Annotated in this window: 22 protein-coding genes; 14 read left to right on the top strand and 8 right to left on the bottom strand. The window is 71.9% G+C overall.

What is annotated here, in order from left to right; genetic code table 11:
* Positions 1–77: 77 nt before the first annotated feature.
* Positions 78–722 carry an XRE family transcriptional regulator gene (locus ACIQ7M_RS06140; protein ID WP_355772368.1) on the bottom strand — a complete coding sequence of 215 codons (645 nt, stop codon included), beginning with the start codon at positions 720–722 and terminating at the stop codon, positions 78–80.
* An 89-nt stretch (positions 723–811) separates the two neighbouring features.
* Between ACIQ7M_RS06140 and ACIQ7M_RS06145 the strand changes: the two genes are divergently transcribed.
* The 5 genes from ACIQ7M_RS06145 (at position 812) to ACIQ7M_RS06165 (ending at position 5939) form a co-directional block, all read left to right on the top strand.
* Positions 812–1804: an NAD(P)/FAD-dependent oxidoreductase gene (locus tag ACIQ7M_RS06145; RefSeq protein WP_389837551.1), complete on the top strand. Its 993-nt coding sequence runs from the start codon at positions 812–814 to the stop codon at positions 1802–1804.
* Positions 1805–2160: 356 nt separating this feature from the next.
* Positions 2161–3699 carry an ATP-dependent DNA ligase gene (locus ACIQ7M_RS06150; RefSeq protein ID WP_403640269.1) on the top strand — a complete coding sequence of 513 codons (1539 nt, stop codon included), beginning with the start codon at positions 2161–2163 and terminating at the stop codon, positions 3697–3699.
* On the top strand, positions 3696–4172 hold the full coding sequence (locus ACIQ7M_RS06155; protein WP_403640272.1) for an NUDIX domain-containing protein: 477 nt from the start codon (positions 3696–3698) through the stop codon (positions 4170–4172). Before ACIQ7M_RS06150 ends, ACIQ7M_RS06155 begins: the two co-directional genes overlap by 4 nt.
* Positions 4173–4282: 110 nt before the next feature.
* Positions 4283–5674 carry an NADP-dependent succinic semialdehyde dehydrogenase gene (locus tag ACIQ7M_RS06160; protein WP_403640275.1) on the top strand — a complete coding sequence of 464 codons (1392 nt, stop codon included), beginning with the start codon at positions 4283–4285 and terminating at the stop codon, positions 5672–5674.
* Between the two features lie 25 nt (positions 5675–5699).
* Positions 5700–5939, top strand: coding sequence for a DUF6213 family protein (locus tag ACIQ7M_RS06165; RefSeq protein WP_326789160.1), 240 nt, complete (start codon positions 5700–5702; stop codon positions 5937–5939).
* Positions 5940–6004: 65 nt separating this feature from the next.
* Here ACIQ7M_RS06165 and ACIQ7M_RS06170 read toward each other — a convergent pair whose 3' ends face one another.
* Positions 6005–6700 carry a transcriptional regulator gene (locus ACIQ7M_RS06170; RefSeq protein ID WP_403640279.1) on the bottom strand — a complete coding sequence of 232 codons (696 nt, stop codon included), beginning with the start codon at positions 6698–6700 and terminating at the stop codon, positions 6005–6007.
* Between the two features lie 220 nt (positions 6701–6920).
* Positions 6921–8150 carry an acyl-CoA dehydrogenase family protein gene (locus ACIQ7M_RS06175; protein WP_403640282.1) on the bottom strand — a complete coding sequence of 410 codons (1230 nt, stop codon included), beginning with the start codon at positions 8148–8150 and terminating at the stop codon, positions 6921–6923.
* A gap of 169 nt (positions 8151–8319) precedes the next feature.
* Between ACIQ7M_RS06175 and ACIQ7M_RS06180 the strand changes: the two genes are divergently transcribed.
* Positions 8320–8964 (top strand): TetR family transcriptional regulator, encoded by a 645-nt coding sequence (locus ACIQ7M_RS06180; protein ID WP_355775933.1) that lies wholly within the window; start codon positions 8320–8322, stop codon positions 8962–8964.
* Positions 8965–9038: 74 nt separating this feature from the next.
* On the opposite strand, the gene def is transcribed toward ACIQ7M_RS06180, so the two are convergent.
* Entirely contained in the window at positions 9039–9578 is a 540-nt protein-coding gene (def, locus tag ACIQ7M_RS06185; RefSeq protein WP_386981225.1) for a peptide deformylase, read from the bottom strand.
* 153 nt (positions 9579–9731) lie between these two features.
* Here def and ACIQ7M_RS06190 point away from each other — a divergent pair, with 153 nt between their 5' ends.
* The 5 genes from ACIQ7M_RS06190 (at position 9732) to ACIQ7M_RS06210 (ending at position 14422) form a co-directional block, all read left to right on the top strand.
* Complete coding sequence (locus tag ACIQ7M_RS06190) at positions 9732–10970, top strand: MurT ligase domain-containing protein (RefSeq protein ID WP_339127947.1); 1239 nt, start codon at positions 9732–9734, stop codon at positions 10968–10970.
* A gap of 19 nt (positions 10971–10989) precedes the next feature.
* Positions 10990–11718, top strand: a complete 729-nt coding sequence (locus tag ACIQ7M_RS06195; RefSeq protein ID WP_355773674.1) for a glutamine amidotransferase — start codon at positions 10990–10992, stop codon at positions 11716–11718.
* Positions 11719–12026: 308 nt separating this feature from the next.
* Entirely contained in the window at positions 12027–13052 is a 1026-nt protein-coding gene (locus ACIQ7M_RS06200; RefSeq protein ID WP_339127949.1) for a 6-phosphofructokinase, read from the top strand.
* Between the two features lie 136 nt (positions 13053–13188).
* On the top strand, positions 13189–14142 hold the full coding sequence (locus tag ACIQ7M_RS06205; protein WP_386981228.1) for a cytochrome c oxidase assembly protein: 954 nt from the start codon (positions 13189–13191) through the stop codon (positions 14140–14142).
* Between the two features lie 121 nt (positions 14143–14263).
* Positions 14264–14422, top strand: a complete 159-nt coding sequence (locus tag ACIQ7M_RS06210; RefSeq protein ID WP_355773678.1) for a hypothetical protein — start codon at positions 14264–14266, stop codon at positions 14420–14422.
* Positions 14423–14471: 49 nt separating this feature from the next.
* Here ACIQ7M_RS06210 and ACIQ7M_RS06215 read toward each other — a convergent pair whose 3' ends face one another.
* The 4 genes from ACIQ7M_RS06215 to ACIQ7M_RS06230 are packed head-to-tail and all read right to left on the bottom strand — an operon-like array spanning position 14472 to position 18585.
* Positions 14472–15677, bottom strand: coding sequence for a sensor histidine kinase (locus ACIQ7M_RS06215; protein WP_403640289.1), 1206 nt, complete (start codon positions 15675–15677; stop codon positions 14472–14474).
* Entirely contained in the window at positions 15674–17455 is a 1782-nt protein-coding gene (locus ACIQ7M_RS06220) for a cation acetate symporter (protein ID WP_403640292.1), read from the bottom strand. Before ACIQ7M_RS06220 ends, ACIQ7M_RS06215 begins: the two co-directional genes overlap by 4 nt.
* Before the next feature lie 3 nt (positions 17456–17458).
* Positions 17459–17818 (bottom strand): hypothetical protein, encoded by a 360-nt coding sequence (locus ACIQ7M_RS06225; protein WP_403640295.1) that lies wholly within the window; start codon positions 17816–17818, stop codon positions 17459–17461.
* An 11-nt stretch (positions 17819–17829) separates the two neighbouring features.
* Positions 17830–18585 carry a LytR/AlgR family response regulator transcription factor gene (locus tag ACIQ7M_RS06230; protein ID WP_403640298.1) on the bottom strand — a complete coding sequence of 252 codons (756 nt, stop codon included), beginning with the start codon at positions 18583–18585 and terminating at the stop codon, positions 17830–17832.
* A 98-nt stretch (positions 18586–18683) separates the two neighbouring features.
* Between ACIQ7M_RS06230 and ACIQ7M_RS06235 the strand changes: the two genes are divergently transcribed.
* The 3 genes from ACIQ7M_RS06235 to rocD all read left to right on the top strand — a co-directional run bounded on the left by ACIQ7M_RS06235 (position 18684) and on the right by rocD (position 21372).
* Positions 18684–19187: an Lrp/AsnC family transcriptional regulator gene (locus ACIQ7M_RS06235; protein ID WP_151470518.1), complete on the top strand. Its 504-nt coding sequence runs from the start codon at positions 18684–18686 to the stop codon at positions 19185–19187.
* A gap of 125 nt (positions 19188–19312) precedes the next feature.
* Positions 19313–20125 carry a dimethylargininase gene (gene ddaH / locus ACIQ7M_RS06240; RefSeq protein ID WP_403640301.1) on the top strand — a complete coding sequence of 271 codons (813 nt, stop codon included), beginning with the start codon at positions 19313–19315 and terminating at the stop codon, positions 20123–20125.
* On the top strand, positions 20122–21372 hold the full coding sequence (rocD, locus tag ACIQ7M_RS06245; protein WP_355772162.1) for an ornithine--oxo-acid transaminase: 1251 nt from the start codon (positions 20122–20124) through the stop codon (positions 21370–21372). The genes ddaH and rocD overlap by 4 nt, the downstream gene beginning before the upstream one ends.
* The last annotated feature ends 65 nt before the right edge of the window (positions 21373–21437 follow it).

Genomic DNA, 21437 nt, shown 5'->3' on the forward strand with positions numbered 1-21437 from the left:
CCGGCAGCCCGGGACACTCGCCCGCCGTCGCCTCGACGCCCGGGACGCCCCTTCCCCTGCCGCCCCGCCGTCCGCCGTCACCGCTCCTCGGACCGGGCCTTGGGCCGCGCCCGCACGTGCATCCGCTCCCCCTGCGGTCCGAACAGGCTCAGGAACTCCGCGGGCCCCTCCCCCGTCGAGCCGAACCAGTGCGGCACGCGGGTGTCGAACTCCGCCGCCTCGCCGGCCTCCATCACGACGTCGTGTTCACCGAGGACCACCCGCAATCGCCCCGAGAGCACGTACAGCCATTCGTAGCCCTCGTGGGTGCGCGGATCGGGCTCCGCCGTGCGCTTCGGTTCGAGCACCTTGTAGGCCTGGAGTCCGCCGGGCTGGCGGGTCAGCGGCCAGTACGTGCGGCCATGGCGCACGAGCGGCTCGGCGCGCACCCGGGGGTCGCCGACCGGCGGGGCGCCGACCAGTTCGTCCAGGGCGACCTGATGGGCCCGCGCGATGGGCAGCAGCAGCTCCAGGCTGGGCTTGCGCAGGCCGGACTCCAGGCGCGAGAGCGTGCTCACCGAGATGCCGGTGGCCTCGGACAGCCCCGCGAGGGTCGCCCCGCGCTCCTTCCTGATCCGGCGCAGCCGCGGACCCACCTCGGCGAGCACCTCGTCCGTCGCCGCGTCGCCGGTCACCCCGCGCCCGCCACCGTCACTCTCGCCCGCACGGGCCGCCTCACTCATCCCCCTATTGCAGAATCGGCAAAGTCATTTGTCAATCCGGTGGGTTCGGGGCGACCTTCTCCGTGGAGGTGGTCACCATGACCGAGGCAATGACCGAGGCAATGACCGGGACAGCGACCGAGGCAACAGCCGGAGCATCGTCCGGGACGTACGAGGTGGTCGTCGTGGGCGGCGGCACGGCGGGGCTCTCCGCGGCCCTGGTCCTCGGCCGGGCACGGCGCCGCACGCTCGTCGTCGACGAGGGCGAGCCGCGCAACGCGCCCGCGGCGCACATGCAGGGCTACCTGACCCGCGACGGCATGCCGCCCGCCGAGTTCCTCGCCGAGGGGCGGCGGGAGGTCGAGGGCTACGGCGTGGAGATCGTCCGGGGCCGGGTGACGGACGTCGTCCGGGACGGCGCCGGGGAGTTCGACGTCACGGTCGGGTCCGGGGAGACGATCCACGCGCGCCGGCTGATCGTCACGACGGGCCTGGCGGACGAGATGCCGTCGGTGCCCGGCGTCGCCGAGCGCTTCGGGCGGGACGTGCTGCACTGCCCGTACTGCCACGGCTGGGAGGTCCGCGACCAGGCCTTCGGCGTGCTGGCCACGACGCCGCTGAGCGTGCACCAGGCGCTGATGGTCGGCCAGTGGTCGAAGGACGTCACCCTCTTCCTGCACACGGTGACCGAGGACGAGCTCTCCGACGAGGACCTGCGCCGGCTCGCTGCGGCGGGGGTCGCCGTGGTGCCCGGCGAGGTCGCGGAGCTGGTGGTCGCCGGGGACCGGCTGACCGGCGTACGTCTCGCGGACGGGACCACGCACGACCGCTCGGCGCTGTTCGTGGCGCCGCGCCCGGTGCCGCGGACCGGCCTGCTGGAGCGGCTGGGCGCGGACCTGCGGGAGACGCCGTTCGGCAGCTACCCGGTCGTCGACCCGACCGGGCTGACCAGCGTGCCCGGCGTCTGGGCGGCCGGCAACGCCGCCGGCTTCGCGGAACAGGTGGTGAACGCGGCGAGCGGCGGATACCGCGCCGCGGCCACGCTCAACGGAGAACTCCTCTTCGCCGACCTCGACGCGGCGATCGCGCGCGGAGGAGCCTGAGACCGCCACCCGGTGGCAGACCGGGACCGGCCTGAGACCCGCCACCCGGGGGACGCGCGGACAGGGGTACCCGCCCCCCGCGGGCGCACCCGGGCACGGCGGAGGCACGTCCCCGGCACGGCCGCACACCCCGGAACCCGCACCCCGGGGGGCACAGCCGGACACGACCGAGACCCGCCACCCGCCACCCGCGGCACAGCCGGACACGACGGAGTCCCGCGTCGGGGGGCACAGCCGCACACGCCGGACCCGCCACCCGGCGGGCACGCCGCCGCAGGGCCGAAACACGCCGCCCGGGCGTACGTTCCGCTTCCCCTACGGGTGTGAAGCGGGCGCTCGCGTTGCACGATGGCTGCATGCTGCTGAGCCGGCTCGCCCATGTGTCCCAGGAGGTCGCCGCCACCTCGGCGCGGTCCCGGAAGACCGCTCTGCTCGCGGAGCTGTTCCGGGACGCCGAGGCGGACGACGCGCCGATCGTGATCCCGTATCTGGCGGGCCGGCTGCCGCAGGGCCGCATCGGCGTCGGCTGGAAGGTGCTGAGCGCGCCGGTCTCCCCCGCCGCCGAACCCACCCTCACCGTGCGCGAGGTGGACGCCCGGATCACCGCGCTCGGCGAGGTCTCCGGCACCGGTTCGCAGGCCGAACGGACCCGTCTGGTGGGCGAGTTGATGGCGGCGGCCACGGAGGAGGAACAGCGCTTCCTGTTCGGGCTGCTCACCGGCGAGGTCCGTCAGGGCGCGCTGGACGCGCTCGCGGTCGAGGGCCTCGCGGAGGCGACCGGCGCGCCCGCCGAGGACGTACGGCGGGCGGTGATGCTGGCGGGTTCGCTACGGGCGGTGGCGCGGGCCCTCCTGGCGGACGGTCCGGGGGCCCTGGTCGGCTTCCGGCTCACGGTCGGCCGACCGGTGCTCCCCATGCTGGCGCACTCCGCCTCCTCCGTCCCGGAGGCGGTCGGCAAGCTCGGCGCCTGCGTGGTGGAGGAGAAGCTGGACGGCATCCGGGTGCAGCTCCACCGGGACGGCGAGGACGTCCGCGTCTACACCCGTACGCTCGACGACATCACCGGCCGGCTTCCCGAACTGACCGCCGCCGCAATGGAGTTGCGGGGCGAGCGGTTCATCCTGGACGGCGAGGTGATCGCGCTGGACGACCGGGGCCGGCCGCGGTCCTTCCAGGAGACCGCCGCCCGGGTGGGGTCCCGCGTGGACGTGGCGGCGGCCGCGGAGACCGTGCCCGTCTCCCCCGTCTTCTTCGACGCGCTCTCGGTCGACGGGCGGGACCTGCTGGATCTGCCGTTCACCGAGCGGCACGCGGAACTGGCCCGGCTGGTTCCCGAGCCGATGCGCGTGCGGCGGACGCTCGTGCCGGGGCCGGACGACATCGAGCGGGCGGAGACGTTTCTCGCCGACACCCTGGCCCGGGGGCACGAGGGCGTCGTGGTGAAGGCCCTCGACGCCCCGTACAGCGCGGGCCGGCGCGGTGCCGCCTGGCTCAAGGTCAAACCCGTGCACACCCTCGACCTGGTGGTCCTCGCGGCCGAATGGGGTCACGGGCGGCGCACCGGCAAGCTCTCGAACCTGCACCTGGGGGCCCGCGGCGCCGACGGCTCCTTCGTCATGCTCGGCAAGACGTTCAAGGGCATGACCGACGCGATGCTCACCTGGCAGACCGAACGGTTCCGGGAGCTGGCCGTCTCGGACGACGGCCACGTGGTGACCGTACGGCCCGAACTCGTCGTCGAGATCGCGTACGACGGACTCCAGCGGTCCACCCGCTACCCGGCCGGTGTCACCCTCCGCTTCGCCCGGGTCGTGCGCTATCGCGAGGACAAACGGGCGGCCGAGGCCGACACCGTGGACACCCTGCTGGCGGCCCACCCGGAAGTGACGCGATGAGCGCGGGGCAGCACGGGAAGCGGAGCGCGGGACTGCTGTTGTTCCGGTACACCGAGCAAGGCGTGGAGGTATTGGTCGGCCATATGGGCGGCCCGTTCTTCGCGCGGCGGGACGCCGGGGCCTGGACCCTCCCCAAGGGTGAGTACGAGCCCGACGAGACGGCCTGGGACGCCGCCCGCCGCGAGTTCCGGGAGGAGCTCGGGCTGCCTCCGCCCGACGGCGAGGCGATCGCCCTCGGCGAGGTCACCCAGACGAACGGCAAGGTGGTCACCGCCTGGGCGATCGAGGCGGATCTCGATCCGGCGGCCATGGTCCCCGGCACGTTCACGATGGAGTGGCCCCCGAAATCGGGGCGGCACCAGGAGTTCCCCGAGCTCGACCGGGTGGAGTGGATGAGCCCGGAGCGGGCGCGGACTTTGCTCGTGACGGCGCAGACCGTGTTTCTCGACCGGCTCGCTGAGCACTCGCACTGAGAGCCGGCGTTCGGCCAGGAGCGTCGGCTCACCTCGGGGGCCCGCCCGCGTTGCGCCGTACCGCACCGCGCGGGAGGGTCGGGGAACAGCCAGTCTTCAGGAGGTCGGCCATGCCCATCGCGACGGTGAACCCGGCGAACGGCGAGACGCTCAAGACGTACGACGCCCTCGGCGCCGAGGAGATCGAGCGCAGGCTCGCCGCCGCCGAGGCCACGTTCCGTACGTATCGCACCACCCCGTTCGCCGAGCGGGCGCGGCTCATGCACCGCGCGGCCGCTCTCCTGGACGACGACCTGGCGGACATCGGCCGGGTGATGACCACCGAGATGGGCAAGCCGGTCAAGCAGGCCCGGGCGGAGGCCGCCAAGTGCGCCAAGGCGATGCGCTGGTACGCCGACCACGCCGAGGATCTGCTCGCCGACGAGCTGGCGGCCCCCGCCGACGCCGCGGACTCCGGGGCATCCCGGGTCCTCGCGCGCTACCGTCCGCTCGGTCCCGTGCTCGCCGTGATGCCGTGGAACTTCCCGCTCTGGCAGGTGGTCCGCTTCGCCGCGCCCGCGCTGATGGCGGGCAACGTGGGACTGCTCAAGCACGCCTCGAACGTGCCGCAGACGGCTCTGTACCTGGAGGACCTGTTCCGTCGCGCGGGCTTCCCGGAGGGCTGCTTCCAGACGCTGCTGATCGGCTCGGGGGCGGTCGAGGGCGTCCTGCGCGACCCGCGCGTCAGGGCCGCCACTCTCACCGGCAGCGAACCGGCCGGCCGGGCGGTCGCCTCGGTCGCCGGGGACGAGGTGAAGAAGACGGTGCTGGAGCTGGGCGGCAGCGACCCGTACGTCGTGATGCCGTCCGCCGACGTCGAGCGCGCCGCGACGATCGCCGTCACCGCGCGTGCGCAGAACAACGGACAGTCGTGCATCGCCGCCAAGCGGTTCATCGTGCACGCCGACGTGTTCGACGCCTTCGCGGAGCGGTTCACGGCGGGTATGCGGGCCCTCACGGTCGGCGATCCGCTGGAGGAGGACACCGAGATCGGTCCGCTGTCGACCGAGCAGGGCCGGGCCGACCTGGAGGAGCTCGTCGACGACGCGGTCGAGAACGGGGCGACGGTGCTGTGCGGCGGCGAGCGCCCCGACGGTTTCGCCGGCGGCTGGTACTACCTGCCGACCGTGCTCACCGACATCACGCCCGACATGCGCATCCACCAGGAGGAGACGTTCGGGCCGGTCGCCACGCTGTACCGGGCCGCCGACCTGGACGAGGCGGTGGCCCTCGCCAACGACACCCCGTTCGGGCTGAGCTCGAGCCTGTGGACCCGTGACGCGGCCGAGGTGGAGCGTTTCGTACGTGATTCCGAGGCGGGCGGGGTGTTCGTCAACGGGATGACGGCCTCGCACCCGGCGTTCCCGTTCGGCGGGGAGAAGCGGTCCGGCTACGGGCGTGAACTGTCGGGGCACGGAATCCGCGAGTTCTGCAACATCACCACCGTATGGCACGGAGCGTGAGCGTTCCGCAGCTACGATCCCTCGTGTGAACCGCGAAGTGACCCTCCCTCTGATCGTCGACGACCGCGGCACGTTGCAGGTGGCGGCCGCCGACGTCAGCAAGCTGTTGCGCACGGTGGGCGGCCGGTGGCTGCATCTGGTGGAGGCCGGCCAGGACGGTCTCGACGAGGACACGGTGGCCGCGCTCACGATCGAACTGGCCAAGCTGGCCGACCGGATCGACGTGGCCTGCATCGCGCACAGCAGCGGCCCGACCGGACGCTGAACGTCGGCGACGGCCGAAGCGAGACCACGGACGGCGTCCCGGCACGGGACGCCGTTCCGGCCGTCTCAGGCGACTCGCTGGTCCTGCTCCCACAGGGCGTGCCAGAACTTCTCCTCGTAGGCCTGGAGCAGCCGCCCGTGGCGCAGGACGTCGTCCAGGGAGATCCGATCGGCGTCGATACCGGCCTGCACGGCGTCCAATGCCTTGCTCTCCAGCTCGGGCGCCGGCTCGGCGAAGAAGTCGAAGAAGCCGCAGACCTCGTCGTCGAAGCCGTAGTGACGGCGCAGGGCCTCGGTGATGGTCTCGCAGTAGCCGCCCCACGCGGCGAAGCTGGCGCCGAGCGCGAGGACCACGTCGGTCGGCTCCCCGTTCAGGGCGAGCCAGGCGACGTACGCGGGATAGGCCTGGCAGTCGGCGAGCGGTTCGTACTCCGCCGCCCGTGTCTCGTCGGCTCCCACCGCGGCGGCGAACGCGCCGAGCCGGTCCCCGGCCACCGCCTCGCCCTCGGCGAGCATCCCGAAGAAGGCGGCGCTCGCCGGGTCGGCCGCCGACGTCGGCGTACCGGCCGCCGAGCGTTCGGCCAGATGAACGAACGCGCGGTGATCGGCCGCGACCACGTGGCGCTGTTCCAGGGCCAGCGCGGCGAGCGTGTCGAGCTGGGCGGCACCCCGGGCGATCAGCGGGAGCAGCCGGTTGGCATGGGGGTCGGGGGCGAGTTTCCCGGTGACGCCCTCCAGCAGTTCCCTGGCCGTCCGCGTCATCGCACGCTCCTTCGGTCCGGCTGACTCCGAGCCCCCGCGACCAGAGTGCACGGTCACCCCCGATTCATCGCGCTGCGACGCGACGTGCCAGGTCCGGTGGGGTGACGACCGTGCGCCGAGGCGGCGCGGCCGCGCTCGCCGTCGAGACCCCGCGGACGCCCGGGACGCCGGTGGTCACCGGCGTCCCGTCATCGGAACGGCCCCGGGCCGTGCGGTGGTGTCAGCGGATCGGCATCCCGGACAGGGTGCGGGCGATCACGAGGCGCTGGATCTCGCTGGTGCCCTCGAAGATCGTGTAAATAGCTGCGTCGCGGTGCATCCGCTCCACCGGGTACTCACGCGTGTAACCGTTGCCGCCCAGGATCTGGATCGCCTGACCCGTGACCTTCTTGGCCGTCTCGCTGGCGAACAGCTTCGACATCGAGCCCTCGGCCGCGGTGAACTGCTTGCCGTTGACCGCCATCCAGGACGCCCGCCAGACGAGCAGCCGCGCCGCGTCGATCGAGGTGCGCATGTCGGCGAGCTGGAAGGCGACGCCCTGGTTGTCGATGATCGGGCGGCCGAACTGCTCGCGCGTCTTCGCGTAGTCGAGGGCGACCTCGTACGCGGCCCGCGCGGTGCCCACCGCCATGGCGCCGACGGCCGGACGGGAGGCCTCGAAGGTGGCCATCGCGGCGTTCTTCACCCGCTCGCCGCCACCCGCCCTGGCGCGCTCCCGGGCACGGGCCAGGCGCTCGTCGAGCTTCTCCTTGCTGCCGAGCAGGCAGGATCCGGGGATCCGGACGTTCTCCAGGACGACCTCGGCGGTGTGCGAGGCGCGGATGCCGTGCTTCTTGAACTTCTGGCCCTGGGACAGGCCGGGCGTGCCGGGCGGCACGATGAAGGAGGCGTGGCCCTTGGAGCCGAGTTCCGCGTCGACGACCGCGACGACGACGTGGACGTTGGCGATACCGCCGTTGGTCGCCCAGGTCTTCGTGCCGTTCAGGACCCACTCGTCCTTGGCCTCGTCGTAGACGGCGCGCGTGCGCATCGAGGCGACGTCGGAGCCGGCGTCGGGCTCGGAGGAGCAGAAGGCGGCGACCTTGACATCGTTGGCGTCGCCGTACATCTGGGGGATCCAGGTGCCGATCTGCTCCTCGGTGCCGTTGGCGAGGACGCCCACGGCGGCGAGGCCGGTGCCGACGATGGACAGCGCGATGCCCGCGTCGCCCCAGAACAGCTCCTCCATCGCCATGGGTATGCCGAGTCCGGTGGCGTCGAAGTACTGCTGGGCGTAGAAGTCCAGGGAGTAGATGCCGACCTTCGCGGCTTCCTGGATGACCGGCCAGGGAGTCTCTTCGCGCTCGTCCCATTCGGCGGCCGCGGGGCGGATCACATCGGCGGCGAAGCCGTGCAGCCAGTCCCGGACCTCCTTCTGTTCGTCGTTGAGCTCCATGGTGAACTCGGCCATGTCCCCTCCAGCGCTGCACTAAACTGTTACTTGCGGTAACTGGAGTGTGTTACTGGCTAGTAGGAAAAGTCAACTCCCGAGCCCTGCTCGGCATCCCGTTCGATACCCATACGACGATCAGTGTTAGTTTGCGCAGGCGTCACCGAATCACCACGGGTGGGGAGAGCACATGGACACCACACAGCGGACCGATCAGCAGAGGTCCGCCGACCGCCGCCGGCGCGAGCTGCTGGAAGCCGCCGACAGAGTGGTGCTCCGCGACGGCCCCGGGGCCTCCATGAACGCCATCGCGGCCGAGGCCGGCATCACGAAGCCCATCCTGTACCGCCACTTCGGCGACAAGGGCGGCCTCTACGCCGCTCTCGCCAAGCGGCACACGGACGCGCTCCTCGGAGCGCTGCGGGCGGCACTGGACGCCCCGGCCGAAAGGCGTGAGCGCGTCGAGGCGACGCTCGATACGTACTTGGCCGCCATCGAGGCGCGGCCGCAGGTCTACCGGTTCCTGATGCATCCGGCGGAGGGCGGCCAGCCCGGCGACGCCGGCTTCGACGTGGGCCGGAACTCCGCGCCGGTGCTGCGCCGCATGGGCGAGGAACTGGCCGAGGTCATCGAGGAACGGGTGGACCTCGGACCGGGCAGCCAGCAACTGGCACGAGTGTGGGGCCACGGCATCGTCGGCATGATGCACGCGGCCGGGGACTGGTGGCTCGGCGAACGACCGTGCACGCGCGCCGAGTTGGTGCGCAGCCTGGCCGACCTGCTGTGGGGCCGTCTCGCGGCGGCCGGCGACCGGGTCGGCGGCCCGGGTTTCTGACCGGGGTTCACCCGGACATCCCGTCAGGCGAGGGGCACCGACCGCCGGAGGCGGCCGGCGGCCCCGGTCGGCCCTCAGCCGCTCCAGGAGGCCCGTTCCACCTGGCGCAGCAGGCGCCGCCGGCGCCATCCGGTGACCCGGTCCGCGTACACCCCGCCGTCGAGGTGGTCGCACTCGTGCTGGAGACAGCGGGCGAACCAGCCGGTGCCGTGCACGGTGACCGGCTCACCGGTGACCGTACGGCCCTCGACGACCGCGTGGTCGTACCGCTCGGTCCCGGCCTCCAGACCCGGCAGCGAGAGACAGCCCTCCGGTCCGCGCAGGACCACCCCGTCCGCCTCGACGAGACGAGGGTTCACCACATGCCCGACATGACGGACATCGTCGTCGTCCGGGCAGTCGTACACGAAGACCCGCAGACCGACGCCGATCTGGTTCGCGGCGAGCCCGACGCCCTCGGCGGCGTACATCGTCGCGAACATGTCCTCGACGAGCTCCGCGAGTTGGGGGCCGAAATCCGTGACGTCCTCGCAGGCTGTACGCAGGACGGGGTCACCTAGCAGGATGAGGGGCCGGACGCGCCCGCGCGTGCCGGGGATGGAACCGTGTCGCATGGCGGCAAGGGTACGGTCCTGGTAGGCGCGCGCATGTCGCGCCGGCACCGAGGTGGTGCCGCGATTCGGGCCCGTGAGTGGATCTCGATAGGCTGACCCCCACATGTGCCGGGGGCAGGGGCGCGGCGCGTACGCAAGGAGGATCGAGAAACGATGTCAGGCAACTCGGACCCGCTGTCGCCGCGGGCCAAGCTGGCCGTGACGGCGGGCAAGGCGGCGGCAGCCGTCTCGCGAGCCGCCGGACGCGGCAGCGGATCGGTGATCGGCGGCCGGGTGGCGCTCAAGCTCGACCCCGACCTGCTGGCGCGGCTCGCCACGCACCTGGACGTGATCCTGGTGTCGGCGACCAACGGCAAGACCACGACGACCCGGCTGATCGCGGAGGCGCTGCGCGCCGCGGGTCCGGTCGTGTCCAACGCGCTCGGCGCCAACATGCCCGCGGGCATCACCTCGGCGCTGGCCGGCGGCTCGGACGCCAAGTTCGCGGTCATCGAGGTCGACGAGAAGTACCTCGCCGGTGTCGCCCGTGACACCGACCCGAAGTGCATCGCGCTGCTGAACCTCTCGCGCGACCAGCTCGACCGTGCCGCCGAGACCCGGATGATGGCCGAGCACTGGCGCGAGGGGCTGGCCGGTTCCAAAGCCGTCGTCGTCGCCAACGCGGACGACCCGCTGGTCGTCTGGGCCGCGTCCTCCTCGCCGAACGTCATGTGGGTGGCGGCCGGCCAGATGTGGAAGGAAGACGCCTGGTCCTGCCCGTCGTGCGGTGGCGTGATGCAGCGCCCCGGCGACGACTGGTTCTGCGGCGAGTGCGGCTTCCGCCGTCCGACGCCGACCTGGGCACTGTCCGGTGACCACGTTCTCGACCCGCACGGTTCCGCGTGGCCGATCCACCTCCAGCTCCCCGGCCGCGCCAACAAGGCGAACGCCGCCTCGTCGGCCGCCGTGGCCGCCGTCTTCGGGGTTCCGCCGCAGGTCGCCCTGGAGCGCATGTACCAGGTGCAGGCGGTGGCCGGACGCTACGACGTGGTCCAGTTCATGGAGCGCGATCTGCGTCTGCTGCTCGCCAAGAACCCCGCGGGCTGGCTGGAGACCTTCTCCCTGATCGACCCGCCGCCGACCCCGGTCATCCTGTCGGTGAACGCGCGCGGCGCCGACGGCACCGACACCTCCTGGCTGTGGGACGTCGACTACACCCGCCTGACCGGACACCCGATCTTCGTCCTCGGCGACCGCAAGCTCGACCTCGCTGTCCGCCTCGAAGTCGCCAACCAGCAGTTCCAGGTCTGCGACACCCTCGACCAGGCCGTGCAGATGGCACCGCCCGGACGCATCGAGGTCATCGCGAACTACACCGCGTTCCAGGACTTGAGGCGTCGTGTCGGCAACTGAGCCACGGAGGACGAAGAGAATGACTGACAACAGCCTGCGCCTGGTGTGGATCTACCCGGACCTGCTGAGCACCTACGGCGACCAGGGCAACGCCCTCGTCGTGGAGCGCCGGGCGCGTCAGCGCGGCCTCGACGTGGCCCGCGTCGACGTGCGCAGCGACCAGCCGGTCCCGACCTCCGGCGACATCTACCTCATCGGCGGCGGCGAGGACCGGCCGCAGCGGCTCGCCGCGGAGCGGCTGCGCCGCGACGGCGGTCTGGAGCGCGCGGTCGGCAACGGCGCGATCGTGTTCTCCGTCTGCGCCGGCTACCAGATCCTCGGGCACGAGTTCATCAACGACCTCGGCCAGCGCGAGCCGGGCCTCGGCCTGCTCGACGTGGTCTCGGTGCGCGGTGAGGGCGAGCGGTGCGTCGGCGACGTCCTCGCGGACATCGACCCGCGGCTCGGCCTGCCCCAGCTCACCGGCTTCGAGAACCACCAGGGCGTCACCCACCTCGGACCCACCGCCCGCCCGTTCGCGAACGTGCGGCTCGGCAAGGGCAACGGCACGGGAGACGGCACCGAGGGCGCGTACAACGACACCGTGTTCGGTACGTACATGCACGGGCCCGTCCTCGCCCGCAACCCGCAGATCGCGGACCTGCTGCTGAAGCTGGCCCTCGACGTCAACGCGCTGCCGCCGACCGACGACCGCTGGTACGAGGCGCTGCGCTCCGAGCGCATCGCGTCCGCCCAGCAGCCCGCGTAGGGCCGGCCCGCCTCCGCGGGTCAGAGGAACCGTTTCTCAAGGAGGAACGGTTCCTCTTCGCGTTTCCCAGGGAAGAACGGATTCCGTCGTCTCGGGAAACACAAAGAGGAACCGTTTCACCTTGGCGCGAGGGCCTCGTGGGGCCCCGCCCGGAGCCCGTCTGAAACGGCATCCGCACAGGTGAGCGGGTGCGTCCAGCAGGCGGACGCACAGTAGGGCGCGGGCCCCTCGCGCCGGTAGGCTGGCGCCGATCCTCGCCGGACAACGTGGTCCGGTCCCCGGACCACGTTGAGAAGGTATTTCGGGCTATGCGCATTGGTGTCCTCACGTCCGGCGGCGACTGCCCCGGCCTGAACGCCGTCATCCGGTCGGTCGTACACCGTGCCGTCGTCGACCACGGCGACGAGGTCATCGGCTTCCGGGACGGCTGGAAGGGTCTTCTGGAGTGCGACTACCTCAAGCTCGACCTCGACGCGGTGAGCGGCATCCTCGCTCGCGGCGGCACCATGCTCGGCTCCTCCCGGGTCCAGCCCGCGCATCTGCGTGACGGCGTGGAGCGGGCCAAGGGCCACGTCGCGGACCTCGGGCTCGACGCGATCATCCCGATCGGCGGCGAGGGCACGCTGAAGGCGGCCCGTCTGCTGTCGGACGGCGGCCTGCCGATCGTCGGTGTGCCGAAGACCATCGACAACGACATCGCGGTCACGGACGTCACCTTCGGCTTCGACACGGCCGTCGGTGTCGCGACCGAGGCCCTCGACCGTCTCAAGACCACCGCCGAGTCCCACCAGCGCGTCCTGATCGTGGAGGTCATGGGCCGCCACACCGGCTGGATCGCGCTGCACTCCGGCATGGCCGCGGGCGCCCACGCCATCGTCGTACCGGAGCGCCCCTTCGACATCGAGGAGCTGGCCGCGCGGGTCGGCGAGCGGTTCGAGGCGGGCAAGCGGTTCGCCATCGTGGTCGCCGCCGAGGGCGCGAAGCCCCGCGAGGGCTCGATGCGCTACGACGAGGGCGGCAAGGACATCTACGGGCACGAGCGCTTCGCGGGCATCGCCCGGCAGCTCTCCATCGAGCTGGAGGAGCGGCTCGGCAAGGAGGCCCGGCCCGTCATCCTCGGACACGTGCAGCGCGGCGGAACCCCGACCGCGTACGACCGCGTGCTCGCGACCCGGTTCGGGTGGCACGCCGTGGAGGCCGTGCACCGGGGCGAGTTCGGGATGATGACCGCGCTGCGCGGCACCGACATCGTGATGGTGTCGCTCGCGGAGGCCGTCGAGACCCTGAAGACGGTTCCGGACGAGCGCTACGCCGAGGCGGAGTGCGTGCTCTGAGCCGTACGCCGTCGGAACCGCCCCCGGTCGCGGTCGCGGCCGGGGGCGGTTCTACTCTGGTGCGGACAGACAGCGCACAACCTCCCCCAGTGCCGTAAAAGGTCCGGGAGATATCCCCAGAAACAGGAGCCGGCGGATGGATCACAGCGGGCACGGCATGACCATGGATCTGCCGCCGTTCACGCTGGGGCGGGGGCTCGAGTGGTCCGCGGACCCGTTCTTCCTCGTCGCGTGCCTGCTCGGGCTCGGACTGTACGGCTGGGGAGTCGTCCGGCTGGCCCGGCGCGGCGACGCCTGGTCGTGGGGCCGTACGGCCGCCTTCGTGACCGGCGTGCTGACGGTCATGCTCGTCATGTGCACCCGGCTGAACGACTACGGCATGGTCATGTTCAGCGTGCACATGGTCCAGCACATGGTGATCAGCATGCTGTCGCCGATCCTGCTCCTGCTCGGGGCACCGATCACGCTGGCGCTGCGCGCGCTGCCGGTGGCGGCGAAGCGCGGCTCCAAGGGCCCGCGCGAACTGCTGCTGATGTTCCTGCACAGCCGGTACATGAAGATCGTCACGCACCCCGCGTTCACGATCCCGATGTTCATCGCGAGCCTGTACGGGCTGTACTTCTCCCCTCTCTTCGACTTCCTGATGGGCTCCACCGCGGGCCACATCGTGATGATGTGCCACTTCCTCCTCGTCGGCCTGTTCTTCTTCTGGCCGATCATGGGCGTGGACCCGGGCCCGCACCGTCCGGGCCATCTGATGCGGATGCTGGAGCTGTTCGCGGGAATGCCGTTCCACGCGTTCTTCGGCATCTCCCTGATGATGGCCTCGGGGCCGATGGTCGAGTCGTACAAGAACCCGCCCGCCTCCCTGGGCCTCGACGCGCTCGCCGACCAGACCGCCGCCGGCGGGATCGCCTGGGCGTTCAGCGAGATCCCCTCCGTCCTCGTCCTGCTCGCGCTGCTCTTCCAGTGGTACAACTCCGAGCAGCGCCAGGCCCGGCGCCTGGACCGCGCCGCGGACCGGGACGGCGACAAGGAGCTCGAGGCCTACAACGCCTATCTGGCCTCGCTGAACGCCCGCAGTCACTGAGTCACGGTCCGCGCCCGGGGCCCGGGGGGCGCACGGCCCTGGCGAAGCGCCTCCCTCCGGGTGAAAATGGCCCCAAAGGCCACGGCCCGCGTCGCGGACCCGCCTCGAGGAGGGTGCTGCGATGCCCGGTTCGACGAAGACGATGGGGGTGCTCACCGTGGGCGGGCTCGTCGTGGTGACGGCCTACACGGTGGCGCTGGGCAGCAACGGCTGGCTGTGGTTCGGCTGGGTCGTGCTCGGCCTGATCACGCTGGGGATGGTGGCCTCCCGCAGCACCTGATCGCAGCACCTGACCGCGAGCCCGCCGCACCGGTGGGCCCCCGCAAGCCTCACTGCCGCGGGCGGCGGGTCGCCGAGTGGACGCCCGGCTGGTATTTGGGGAGCCGGGCGGTGATCCTCATTCCCGCCCCCACGGCGGTCTCGATGACCAGGCCGTGATCGTCGCCGTACACCTGACGCAGCCGTTCGTCGACGTTGGACAGTCCGATCCCCCCGGAGGGGCCGACCTCCCCCGACAGGATGCGGCGCAGCCGTTCGGGGTCCATGCCGACGCCGTTGTCCTCGATGACCACCAGCGCCTCCGCGCCGGCGTCCTGCGCGGTGATGCTGATGTGGCTCTTGTCGGTCTTGCCCTCCAGACCGTGTTTGACGGCGTTCTCCACCAGGGGCTGGAGGCAGAGGAAGGGCAGCGCGACCGGCAGCACCTCGGGCGCGATCTGCAGGGTGACGGACAGCCGGTCGCCGAAGCGGGCCCGGACGAGCGCCAGGTAGTGGTCGATGGCGTGCAGCTCGTCGGCGAGGGTGGTGAAGTCGCCGTGCCGGCGGAACGAGTAGCGGGTGAAATCGGCGAACTCCAGGAGGAGCTCGCGGGCGCGCTCCGGATCGGTGCGGACGAACGAGGCGATCACGGCGAGCGAGTTGAAGATGAAGTGCGGGGATATCTGCGCGCGGAGCGCCCTGATCTCCGCCTCGATCAGCCGTGTCCGGGACCGGTCGAGGTCGGCCAGTTCCAGTTGGACGGAGACCCAGCGCGCGACCTCACCGGCGGCGCGCACCAGGACCGCGGACTCGCGGGGCGCGCAGGCGACGAGCGCTCCGTGCACCCGTTCGTCGACGGTGAGCGGGGTCACGACGGCCCAGCGCAGCGGGCAGTCGGGCTCGTCGCAGGTCAGCCGGAAGGCCTCGCCCCGGCCGGTCTCCAGCGGGGCCGCGAGACGTTCCATGACCTCGGTGCGGTGGTGGGCGCCGACGCCGTCCCAGGCGAGGACCGTCTCCTGGTCGGTGAGGCACAGGGCGTCCGTGCCGAGCAGGGTGCGCAGCCGGCGGGCGGACCGGCGGGCCGTCTCCTCGGTGAGTCCGGCGCGGAGCGGGGGCGCGGCGAGCGAGGCGGTGTGCAGGGTCTGGAAGGTGGCGTGCTCGACCGGGGTGCCGAGTCCTCCGAGGCTCTCGGGCCGCGCGGTACGCCGGCCGAGCCAGAACCCTGCCGCCAGCAGGGGGAGCACGGCCACGCACAGCCCGGCGACGAACCCGCTCACCCGCCCACCACCCCGCCGGTCTCCTTCGTGCCCGCGGTCGTGCCCGCCGGGGCGCCGACCGCCGCGCGGACCTGGTCGTCCGTGAGTTCCTCCGGGAGGTGGAAGCGGGCGAGGATCGCCGCCGTGCCGGGCGGTACGCGGGCGGCGGTGGCCAGCGACACCAGCACCATGGTCACGAAGCCGAGCGGCACCGACCAGAGCGCCGGCCAGGCGAGCAGAGCGCGCAGCGTGCCCGCCGTCCCCGGGTAGCCGGCCATGGTCGCGCCGACGGCGACGAGTGCCGCGCCGCCGCCGACGAGCATCCCGGCCGCCGCCCCGGGCGGGGTGAGTCGCCGCCACCAGATGCCGAGGACCAGCAGCGGGCAGAAGGAGGACGCGGACACGGCGAACGCGAGCCCCACCGCGTCGGCGACGGGCAGCCCGCCCACCAGCACGCTCGCGGCGAGCGGTACGGCCATCGCCAGGACGGTGCCGAGCCGGAAGTGCCGTACTCCGCGGGAGGGCAGGACGTCCTGGGTGAGCACGCCCGCGACCGCCATGGTGAGCCCGGACGCCGTCGAGAGGAACGCGGCGAAGGCGCCGCCCGCGACGAGCGCCCCGAGCAGGTCCGCGCCGACTCCGCCGATCATCCGGTCGGGCAGCAGCAGGACGGCGGCGTCCGCGTCGCCGGTGAGGCTGAGTTCGGGGGCGTACAGCCGGCCCAGCGCGCCGTAGACGGGCGGCAGGAGGTAGAAGGCGCCGATGAGGCCGAGGACGGCGACGGTGGTGCGGCGGGCGGCGACACCGTGGGGACTGGTGTAGAAGCGGACGACGACGTGCGGCAGGCCCATCGTGCCGAGGAAGGTGGCGAGGATCAGTCCGTACGTGGCGTAGAGCGGGCGTTCCTCGCGGCCGGCGGCCGGTGAGGTGGACAGGGCGTCGGTGCTGCCGCGTTCGGCCGCCGGGACCGGGGTTCCCCGGTCGAAGGTCAGCCGGGTGCCGCCGTCGACGCGGTGGGTGCCCCGCGGGAGCCGGACGCGCGTGCCCTCGTACCGCCTGCCGTCGACGGTGCCCGTCGCGGTGACGGTGAGCGGCCGGGACAGCTTCAGGTCGAGCGTGGAATCGACCTGGACGAGGCGCTGTTCGCGGAAGGCCGGTGGTTCCTCGAAGGCGTCGCGCGGGGCGCCGTGGGAGTGCCAGGCGAGGATCAGGAAGAGCGCGGGGACGAGCAGGGCGGTGAGCTTGAGCCAGTACTGGAAGGCCTGGACGAAGGTGATGCTGCGCATGCCGCCCGCGGCGACCGTGGCCACCACGACAGCGGCGACCAGCACCCCGCCGAACCAGTCGGGCGCGTCGCTCACCACGGCCAGCGTCAGCCCCGCGCCCTGGAGTTGGGGCAGCAGATAGAGCCAGCCGACGCCGACGACGAACGCCCCGGCGAGCCGCCTGACGGCCTGGGAGCCGAGCCGTGCCTCCGCGAAGTCGGGCAGGGTGTAGGCGCCGGAGCGGCGCAGGGGCGCCGCGACGAAGAGGAGCAGCACGAGATAGCCGGCGGCGTAGCCGACCGGGTACCAGAGCATGTCGGGACCCTGGACGAGCACGAGGCCGGCGATGCCGAGGAAGGAGGCGGCGGAGAGGTATTCGCCGCTGATCGCGGCCGCGTTGAGCCGGGGGCCTACGGTGCGCGAGGCGACGTAGAAGTCGGAGGTGGTCCGGGAGATGCGCAGCCCGAACGCGCCGACCAGGACGGTCGCGAGGACGACGAGGGCGACGGCGGGGACCGAGTAGTTCTCGTTCACGGTTCAGCGGTCCTCGACCAGGCGCACGAGGTCCTTCTCGTTGCGTTCCGCCCGCCGTACGTACCAGCGGGCCAGCAGCACCAACGGCGGATACAGGCAGAAGCCTAGGACGGCCCATTCCAGGGTGGCTCCGTCCGGCATCGCGGCGAAGACCAGCGGCAGCGGTCCGACGAGCAGGACCAGGACGGCGAACGTGAGGCAGGCCGCCCGGAGTTGACTGCGCATCAGGGAGCGCACGTAGGTGTGCCCAAGGGTGGTCTGTTCGTCGATCTCGGTCCTCGGGCGGTAGTAGGGGGAGGTCCGGCGGGTGTGCCGGGGCACTCCGGTGACGACCACGCGGCGTTCGGTGGGGTCCTGCGGCACGCGGGTGCTCCTCAGCTCGTGGTCCGGCGCAGCAGCAGATCGCGCAGTTGGCGGGTGTGCCGGCGGCTGACCTGGAGTTCGACGGAGTCGACGAGGACACTCACCGTGCCCGCGTCCAGGCGGAGTTCGCCGATGTGGCGCAGGGCGACCAGGTGGCGCCGGTGGATGCGGACGAAGCCGCGGGAGCGCCAGCGTTCCTCGAGGGTGGACAGCGGGATGCGCACCAGGTGGCTGCCCTGAGCGGTGTGCAGCCGGGCGTAGTCGCCGTGGGCCTCCACGTGGGTGATGTCCTCGACGGCCACGAAGCGTGTGACTCCGCCGAGTTCGACGGATATGTGGTCGGGGTCGGGCTCGTGGACGGGGATGAGGGGTGCGGTGTCCCGGAGTTGGGCGGCCCTGCGGACGGCCTCGGCGAGCCGTTCGCGGCGTACGGGCTTCAGGACGTAGTCGACGGCCTTGAGTTCGAAGGCCTGCACGGCGAATCCCTCGTGGGCGGTGACGAACACGACGAGCGGCGGCTGCGCGAACCCGCCGAGCAGCCGGGCCAGGTCGAGCCCGTCCAGGCCGGGCATGTGGATGTCGAGGAAGACGACGTCGATGGCCTCGGGTCCGCCGGGGCCCGACTGGAGGGCCCGGTTGATCCGGCGCAGCGCCTCGGTCGCGTCGCTCGCTCCCTCGGCGCCGGCGACCCGGGGATCGGCGTTGAGCAGATACAGCAGCTCTTCGAGGGAGGGTTGTTCGTCGTCGACGGCGAGCGCGCGCAGCATGAGAGTGGAGTGTAGGAGCCAATCGCACGACTGGACATGTGCCGGACACGGCCGTCGTCCCCGGCCGGCCGGTGGCCGCCGCTGGATACAGTGCGGCCATGAACAGCAAGCCCGCGATGTTCGACGAGCTCGATCGCAAGATCATCACAGCCCTGATGGCCAATGCCCGGACGAGTTTCGCGGAGATCGGCGCGGCGATCGGACTGTCCGCGACGGCGGTCAAGCGCCGGGTCGACCGGCTGCGCGAGACGGGGGTGATCACCGGCTTCACGGCCACGGTGAAGCCCGCGGCGCTCGGCTGGCGCACGGAGGCCTACGTGGAGGTGTACTGCGAGGGCGCGGCGCCCCCCAGGCGGCTCGCGGAGGTGGTCCGCAACCATCCGGAGATCACCGCGGCGATGACGGTGACCGGCGGCGCGGACGCGCTGCTGCACGTGCGGGCCGTCGATGTGGAGCACTTCGAGGAGGTCCTGGAGCGCATCCGGGTGGAGCCGTTCATCCGGAAGACGATCAGCTACATGGTGCTGTCGCATCTGCTGCCCGAGGCCCCGGAGGCCGGGGCGACGCACGCCGCCCCGGACGACGCAGGAAACGTGCGCTGACCCGGCCGATCACGCAGCAGTGCTGCGTATACGCGCAGCTCTCGTCGCTTGTCGCCCGTGTCCCCCGCTTCTTACCGTTGAGACATCCCACCAGATGACACCGCAGGAAGCGGAGGAACCTCTCTGTGTCCGAAAGCCGTGTGCCGCGCCCCCGGCGCTTTCTCGTCTGCGAACCCAGACACTTCGCCGTGCAGTACGCGATCAACCCCTGGATGCGTCCCGACACCCCCGTGGACGTCGATCTCGCGCGCGATCAATGGCAGGCGCTGATCAGCGCCTATCGCGCCCACGGCCACACCGTCGACTCCGTCGAGCCGGTCCCCGGCCTTCCCGACATGGTCTTCGCCGCGAACTGCGCGCTCGTCCTGGAGGGCCGCGTCTTCGGCTCGTCCTTCCACGCACCGGAGCGCCGCCCGGAGTCCACCGCGTACGAGACCTGGTTCAAGACCGCCGGTTTCGACGTCTACCGCCCGGAGTCGGTCTGCGAGGGCGAGGGCGACCTCGTCCCGACGCGCCGCCACATCCTCGCCGGTACGGGATTTCGCACCACGCCCGAGGCCCATCGCGAGGTCCAGGAGTTCTTCGGCGTCCCGGTGATCGGCCTACGCCTGGTGGACCCGCACTTCTACCACCTGGACACCGCGCTCTTCGTCCTCGACGACGACAACATCGCGTACTACCCGGAGGCCTTCTCGCCGGGCAGCCGCGAGGTGCTGGGCCGGCTGTTCCCGGACGCGGTGATCGCCACCCGTGAGGACGCCCTCGCCTTCGGCCTGAACTCCGTCTCGGACGGCCGTCACGTCTTCATCGCGCCGCGTGCCGAGGCCCTCGCCGCGCAACTCGTCCACCATGGGTACGTCCCCGTCCCCGTCGACCTGTCCGAGTTCCACAAGGCCGGCGGCGGCATCAAGTGCTGCACACAGGAGATCCGTTCATGACCGCTCCCGCCCGTGCGACCACGCCCGCCGGCGCCGGTGCCCGCAGCTCCGAGGAACTGATCCGGGCCGAGGGCCCCGTCCTGGCGCACAACTACCACCCGCTGCCCGTGGTCGTCGCGCACGCCGAGGGCACCTGGGTCGAGGACGTCGAGGGCCGCCGCTATCTCGACATGCTGGCGGGTTACTCGGCGCTCAACTTCGGCCACCGCAACCCGGTGCTGATCGAGGCGGCGCACCGCCAGCTCGACCGGCTCACCCTGACCTCACGGGCCTTCCACAACGACCAGCTCGCCGGTTTCGCGGAGTCCCTGTCCGCGTTGACGGGCCTGGACATGGTCCTGCCGATGAACACGGGCGCCGAGGCGGTGGAGAGCGCCGTCAAGGTGGCCCGCAAGTGGGCGTACGAGGTGAAGGGCGTCGAGCCCGGTGCGGCCACCATCGTGGTCGCGGCCGACAACTTCCACGGCCGTACGACGACGATCGTCAGCTTCTCCACCGACGAGACGGCCCGCTCCGGCTTCGGCCCCTTCACGCCCGGCTTCCGGGTCGTGCCGTACAACGACCTGGCCGCGCTCGAAGCGGCGATCGACGAGACGACGGCCGCGGTGCTGCTCGAACCCATCCAGGGCGAGGCGGGCGTGATCATCCCGGACGACGGCTATCTCGCCGGCGTCCGCGAGCTCACCCGCCGCACCGGCTGTCTGTTCGTCGCGGACGAGATCCAGTCCGGCCTCGGCCGTACCGGCGCCACTCTGGCGGTGGAGCACGAGTCGGTCGTCCCGGACCTGCTGCTGCTCGGCAAGGCGCTCGGCGGCGGCATCGTGCCCGTCTCCGCGGTCGTCGGCCGCCGTGACGTGCTGAGCGTGCTGCGTCCGGGCGAGCACGGCTCGACGTTCGGCGGCAATCCGCTGGCCGCGGCGGTCGGCTCGGCGGTCGTGGGCCTCCTGGAGACCGGCGAGTACCAGCGACGGGCGGCCGAGCTGGGCGTCCTGCTGCGGGACGGGCTGACGGCCCTGGTGGGCCGGGGCGTCGAGGGCTTCCGCTCACGGGGACTGTGGGCCGGCGTCGACATCGACCCGTCCATCGGCACGGGCCGGGAGATCAGTCAGGGCCTCATGCACGAGGGGATTCTGGTCAAGGACACCCATGGCTCGACCATCCGGCTGGCGCCGCCGCTCACCATCACGGCGGAGGAACTCCTGTCGGCTCTCGGGTCTCTTGAGAAAGTGCTGACGCAAGGGGTCTGATACCGGCCAAGAGGCCACAGAGAGTGACACCTCGATGGTTACGCCCGGCGACGGCCGCGCCTACA

The organism is Streptomyces sp. NPDC096324, from assembly GCF_044763015.1.
Classification (GTDB): Bacteria; Actinomycetota; Actinomycetes; order Streptomycetales; family Streptomycetaceae; genus Streptomyces.

What these genes read in the sequence shown, in the direction of transcription:
- ACIQ7M_RS06145 (WP_389837551.1), top strand. Translation starts at nt 812, where the DNA reads ATGACCGAGGCAATGACCGGGACAGCGACCGAGGCAACAGCCGGAGCA.
- ACIQ7M_RS06140 (WP_355772368.1), bottom strand. Translation starts at nt 722, where the DNA reads ATGAGTGAGGCGGCCCGTGCGGGCGAGAGTGACGGTGGCGGGCGCGGG.
- ACIQ7M_RS06175 (WP_403640282.1), bottom strand. Translation starts at nt 8,150, where the DNA reads ATGGCCGAGTTCACCATGGAGCTCAACGACGAACAGAAGGAGGTCCGG.
- ACIQ7M_RS06155 (WP_403640272.1), top strand. Translation starts at nt 3,696, where the DNA reads ATGAGCGCGGGGCAGCACGGGAAGCGGAGCGCGGGACTGCTGTTGTTC.
- ACIQ7M_RS06170 (WP_403640279.1), bottom strand. Translation starts at nt 6,700, where the DNA reads ATGACGCGGACGGCCAGGGAACTGCTGGAGGGCGTCACCGGGAAACTC.
- ACIQ7M_RS06150 (WP_403640269.1), top strand. Translation starts at nt 2,161, where the DNA reads ATGCTGCTGAGCCGGCTCGCCCATGTGTCCCAGGAGGTCGCCGCCACC.
- def (WP_386981225.1), bottom strand. Translation starts at nt 9,578, where the DNA reads ATGCGACACGGTTCCATCCCCGGCACGCGCGGGCGCGTCCGGCCCCTC.
- ACIQ7M_RS06195 (WP_355773674.1), top strand. Translation starts at nt 10,990, where the DNA reads ATGACTGACAACAGCCTGCGCCTGGTGTGGATCTACCCGGACCTGCTG.
- ACIQ7M_RS06205 (WP_386981228.1), top strand. Translation starts at nt 13,189, where the DNA reads ATGGATCACAGCGGGCACGGCATGACCATGGATCTGCCGCCGTTCACG.
- ACIQ7M_RS06230 (WP_403640298.1), bottom strand. Translation starts at nt 18,585, where the DNA reads ATGCTGCGCGCGCTCGCCGTCGACGACGAACAACCCTCCCTCGAAGAG.
- ACIQ7M_RS06190 (WP_339127947.1), top strand. Translation starts at nt 9,732, where the DNA reads ATGTCAGGCAACTCGGACCCGCTGTCGCCGCGGGCCAAGCTGGCCGTG.
- ACIQ7M_RS06180 (WP_355775933.1), top strand. Translation starts at nt 8,320, where the DNA reads ATGGACACCACACAGCGGACCGATCAGCAGAGGTCCGCCGACCGCCGC.
- ACIQ7M_RS06210 (WP_355773678.1), top strand. Translation starts at nt 14,264, where the DNA reads ATGCCCGGTTCGACGAAGACGATGGGGGTGCTCACCGTGGGCGGGCTC.
- ACIQ7M_RS06235 (WP_151470518.1), top strand. Translation starts at nt 18,684, where the DNA reads ATGAACAGCAAGCCCGCGATGTTCGACGAGCTCGATCGCAAGATCATC.
- rocD (WP_355772162.1), top strand. Translation starts at nt 20,122, where the DNA reads ATGACCGCTCCCGCCCGTGCGACCACGCCCGCCGGCGCCGGTGCCCGC.
- ACIQ7M_RS06160 (WP_403640275.1), top strand. Translation starts at nt 4,283, where the DNA reads ATGCCCATCGCGACGGTGAACCCGGCGAACGGCGAGACGCTCAAGACG.
- ACIQ7M_RS06200 (WP_339127949.1), top strand. Translation starts at nt 12,027, where the DNA reads ATGCGCATTGGTGTCCTCACGTCCGGCGGCGACTGCCCCGGCCTGAAC.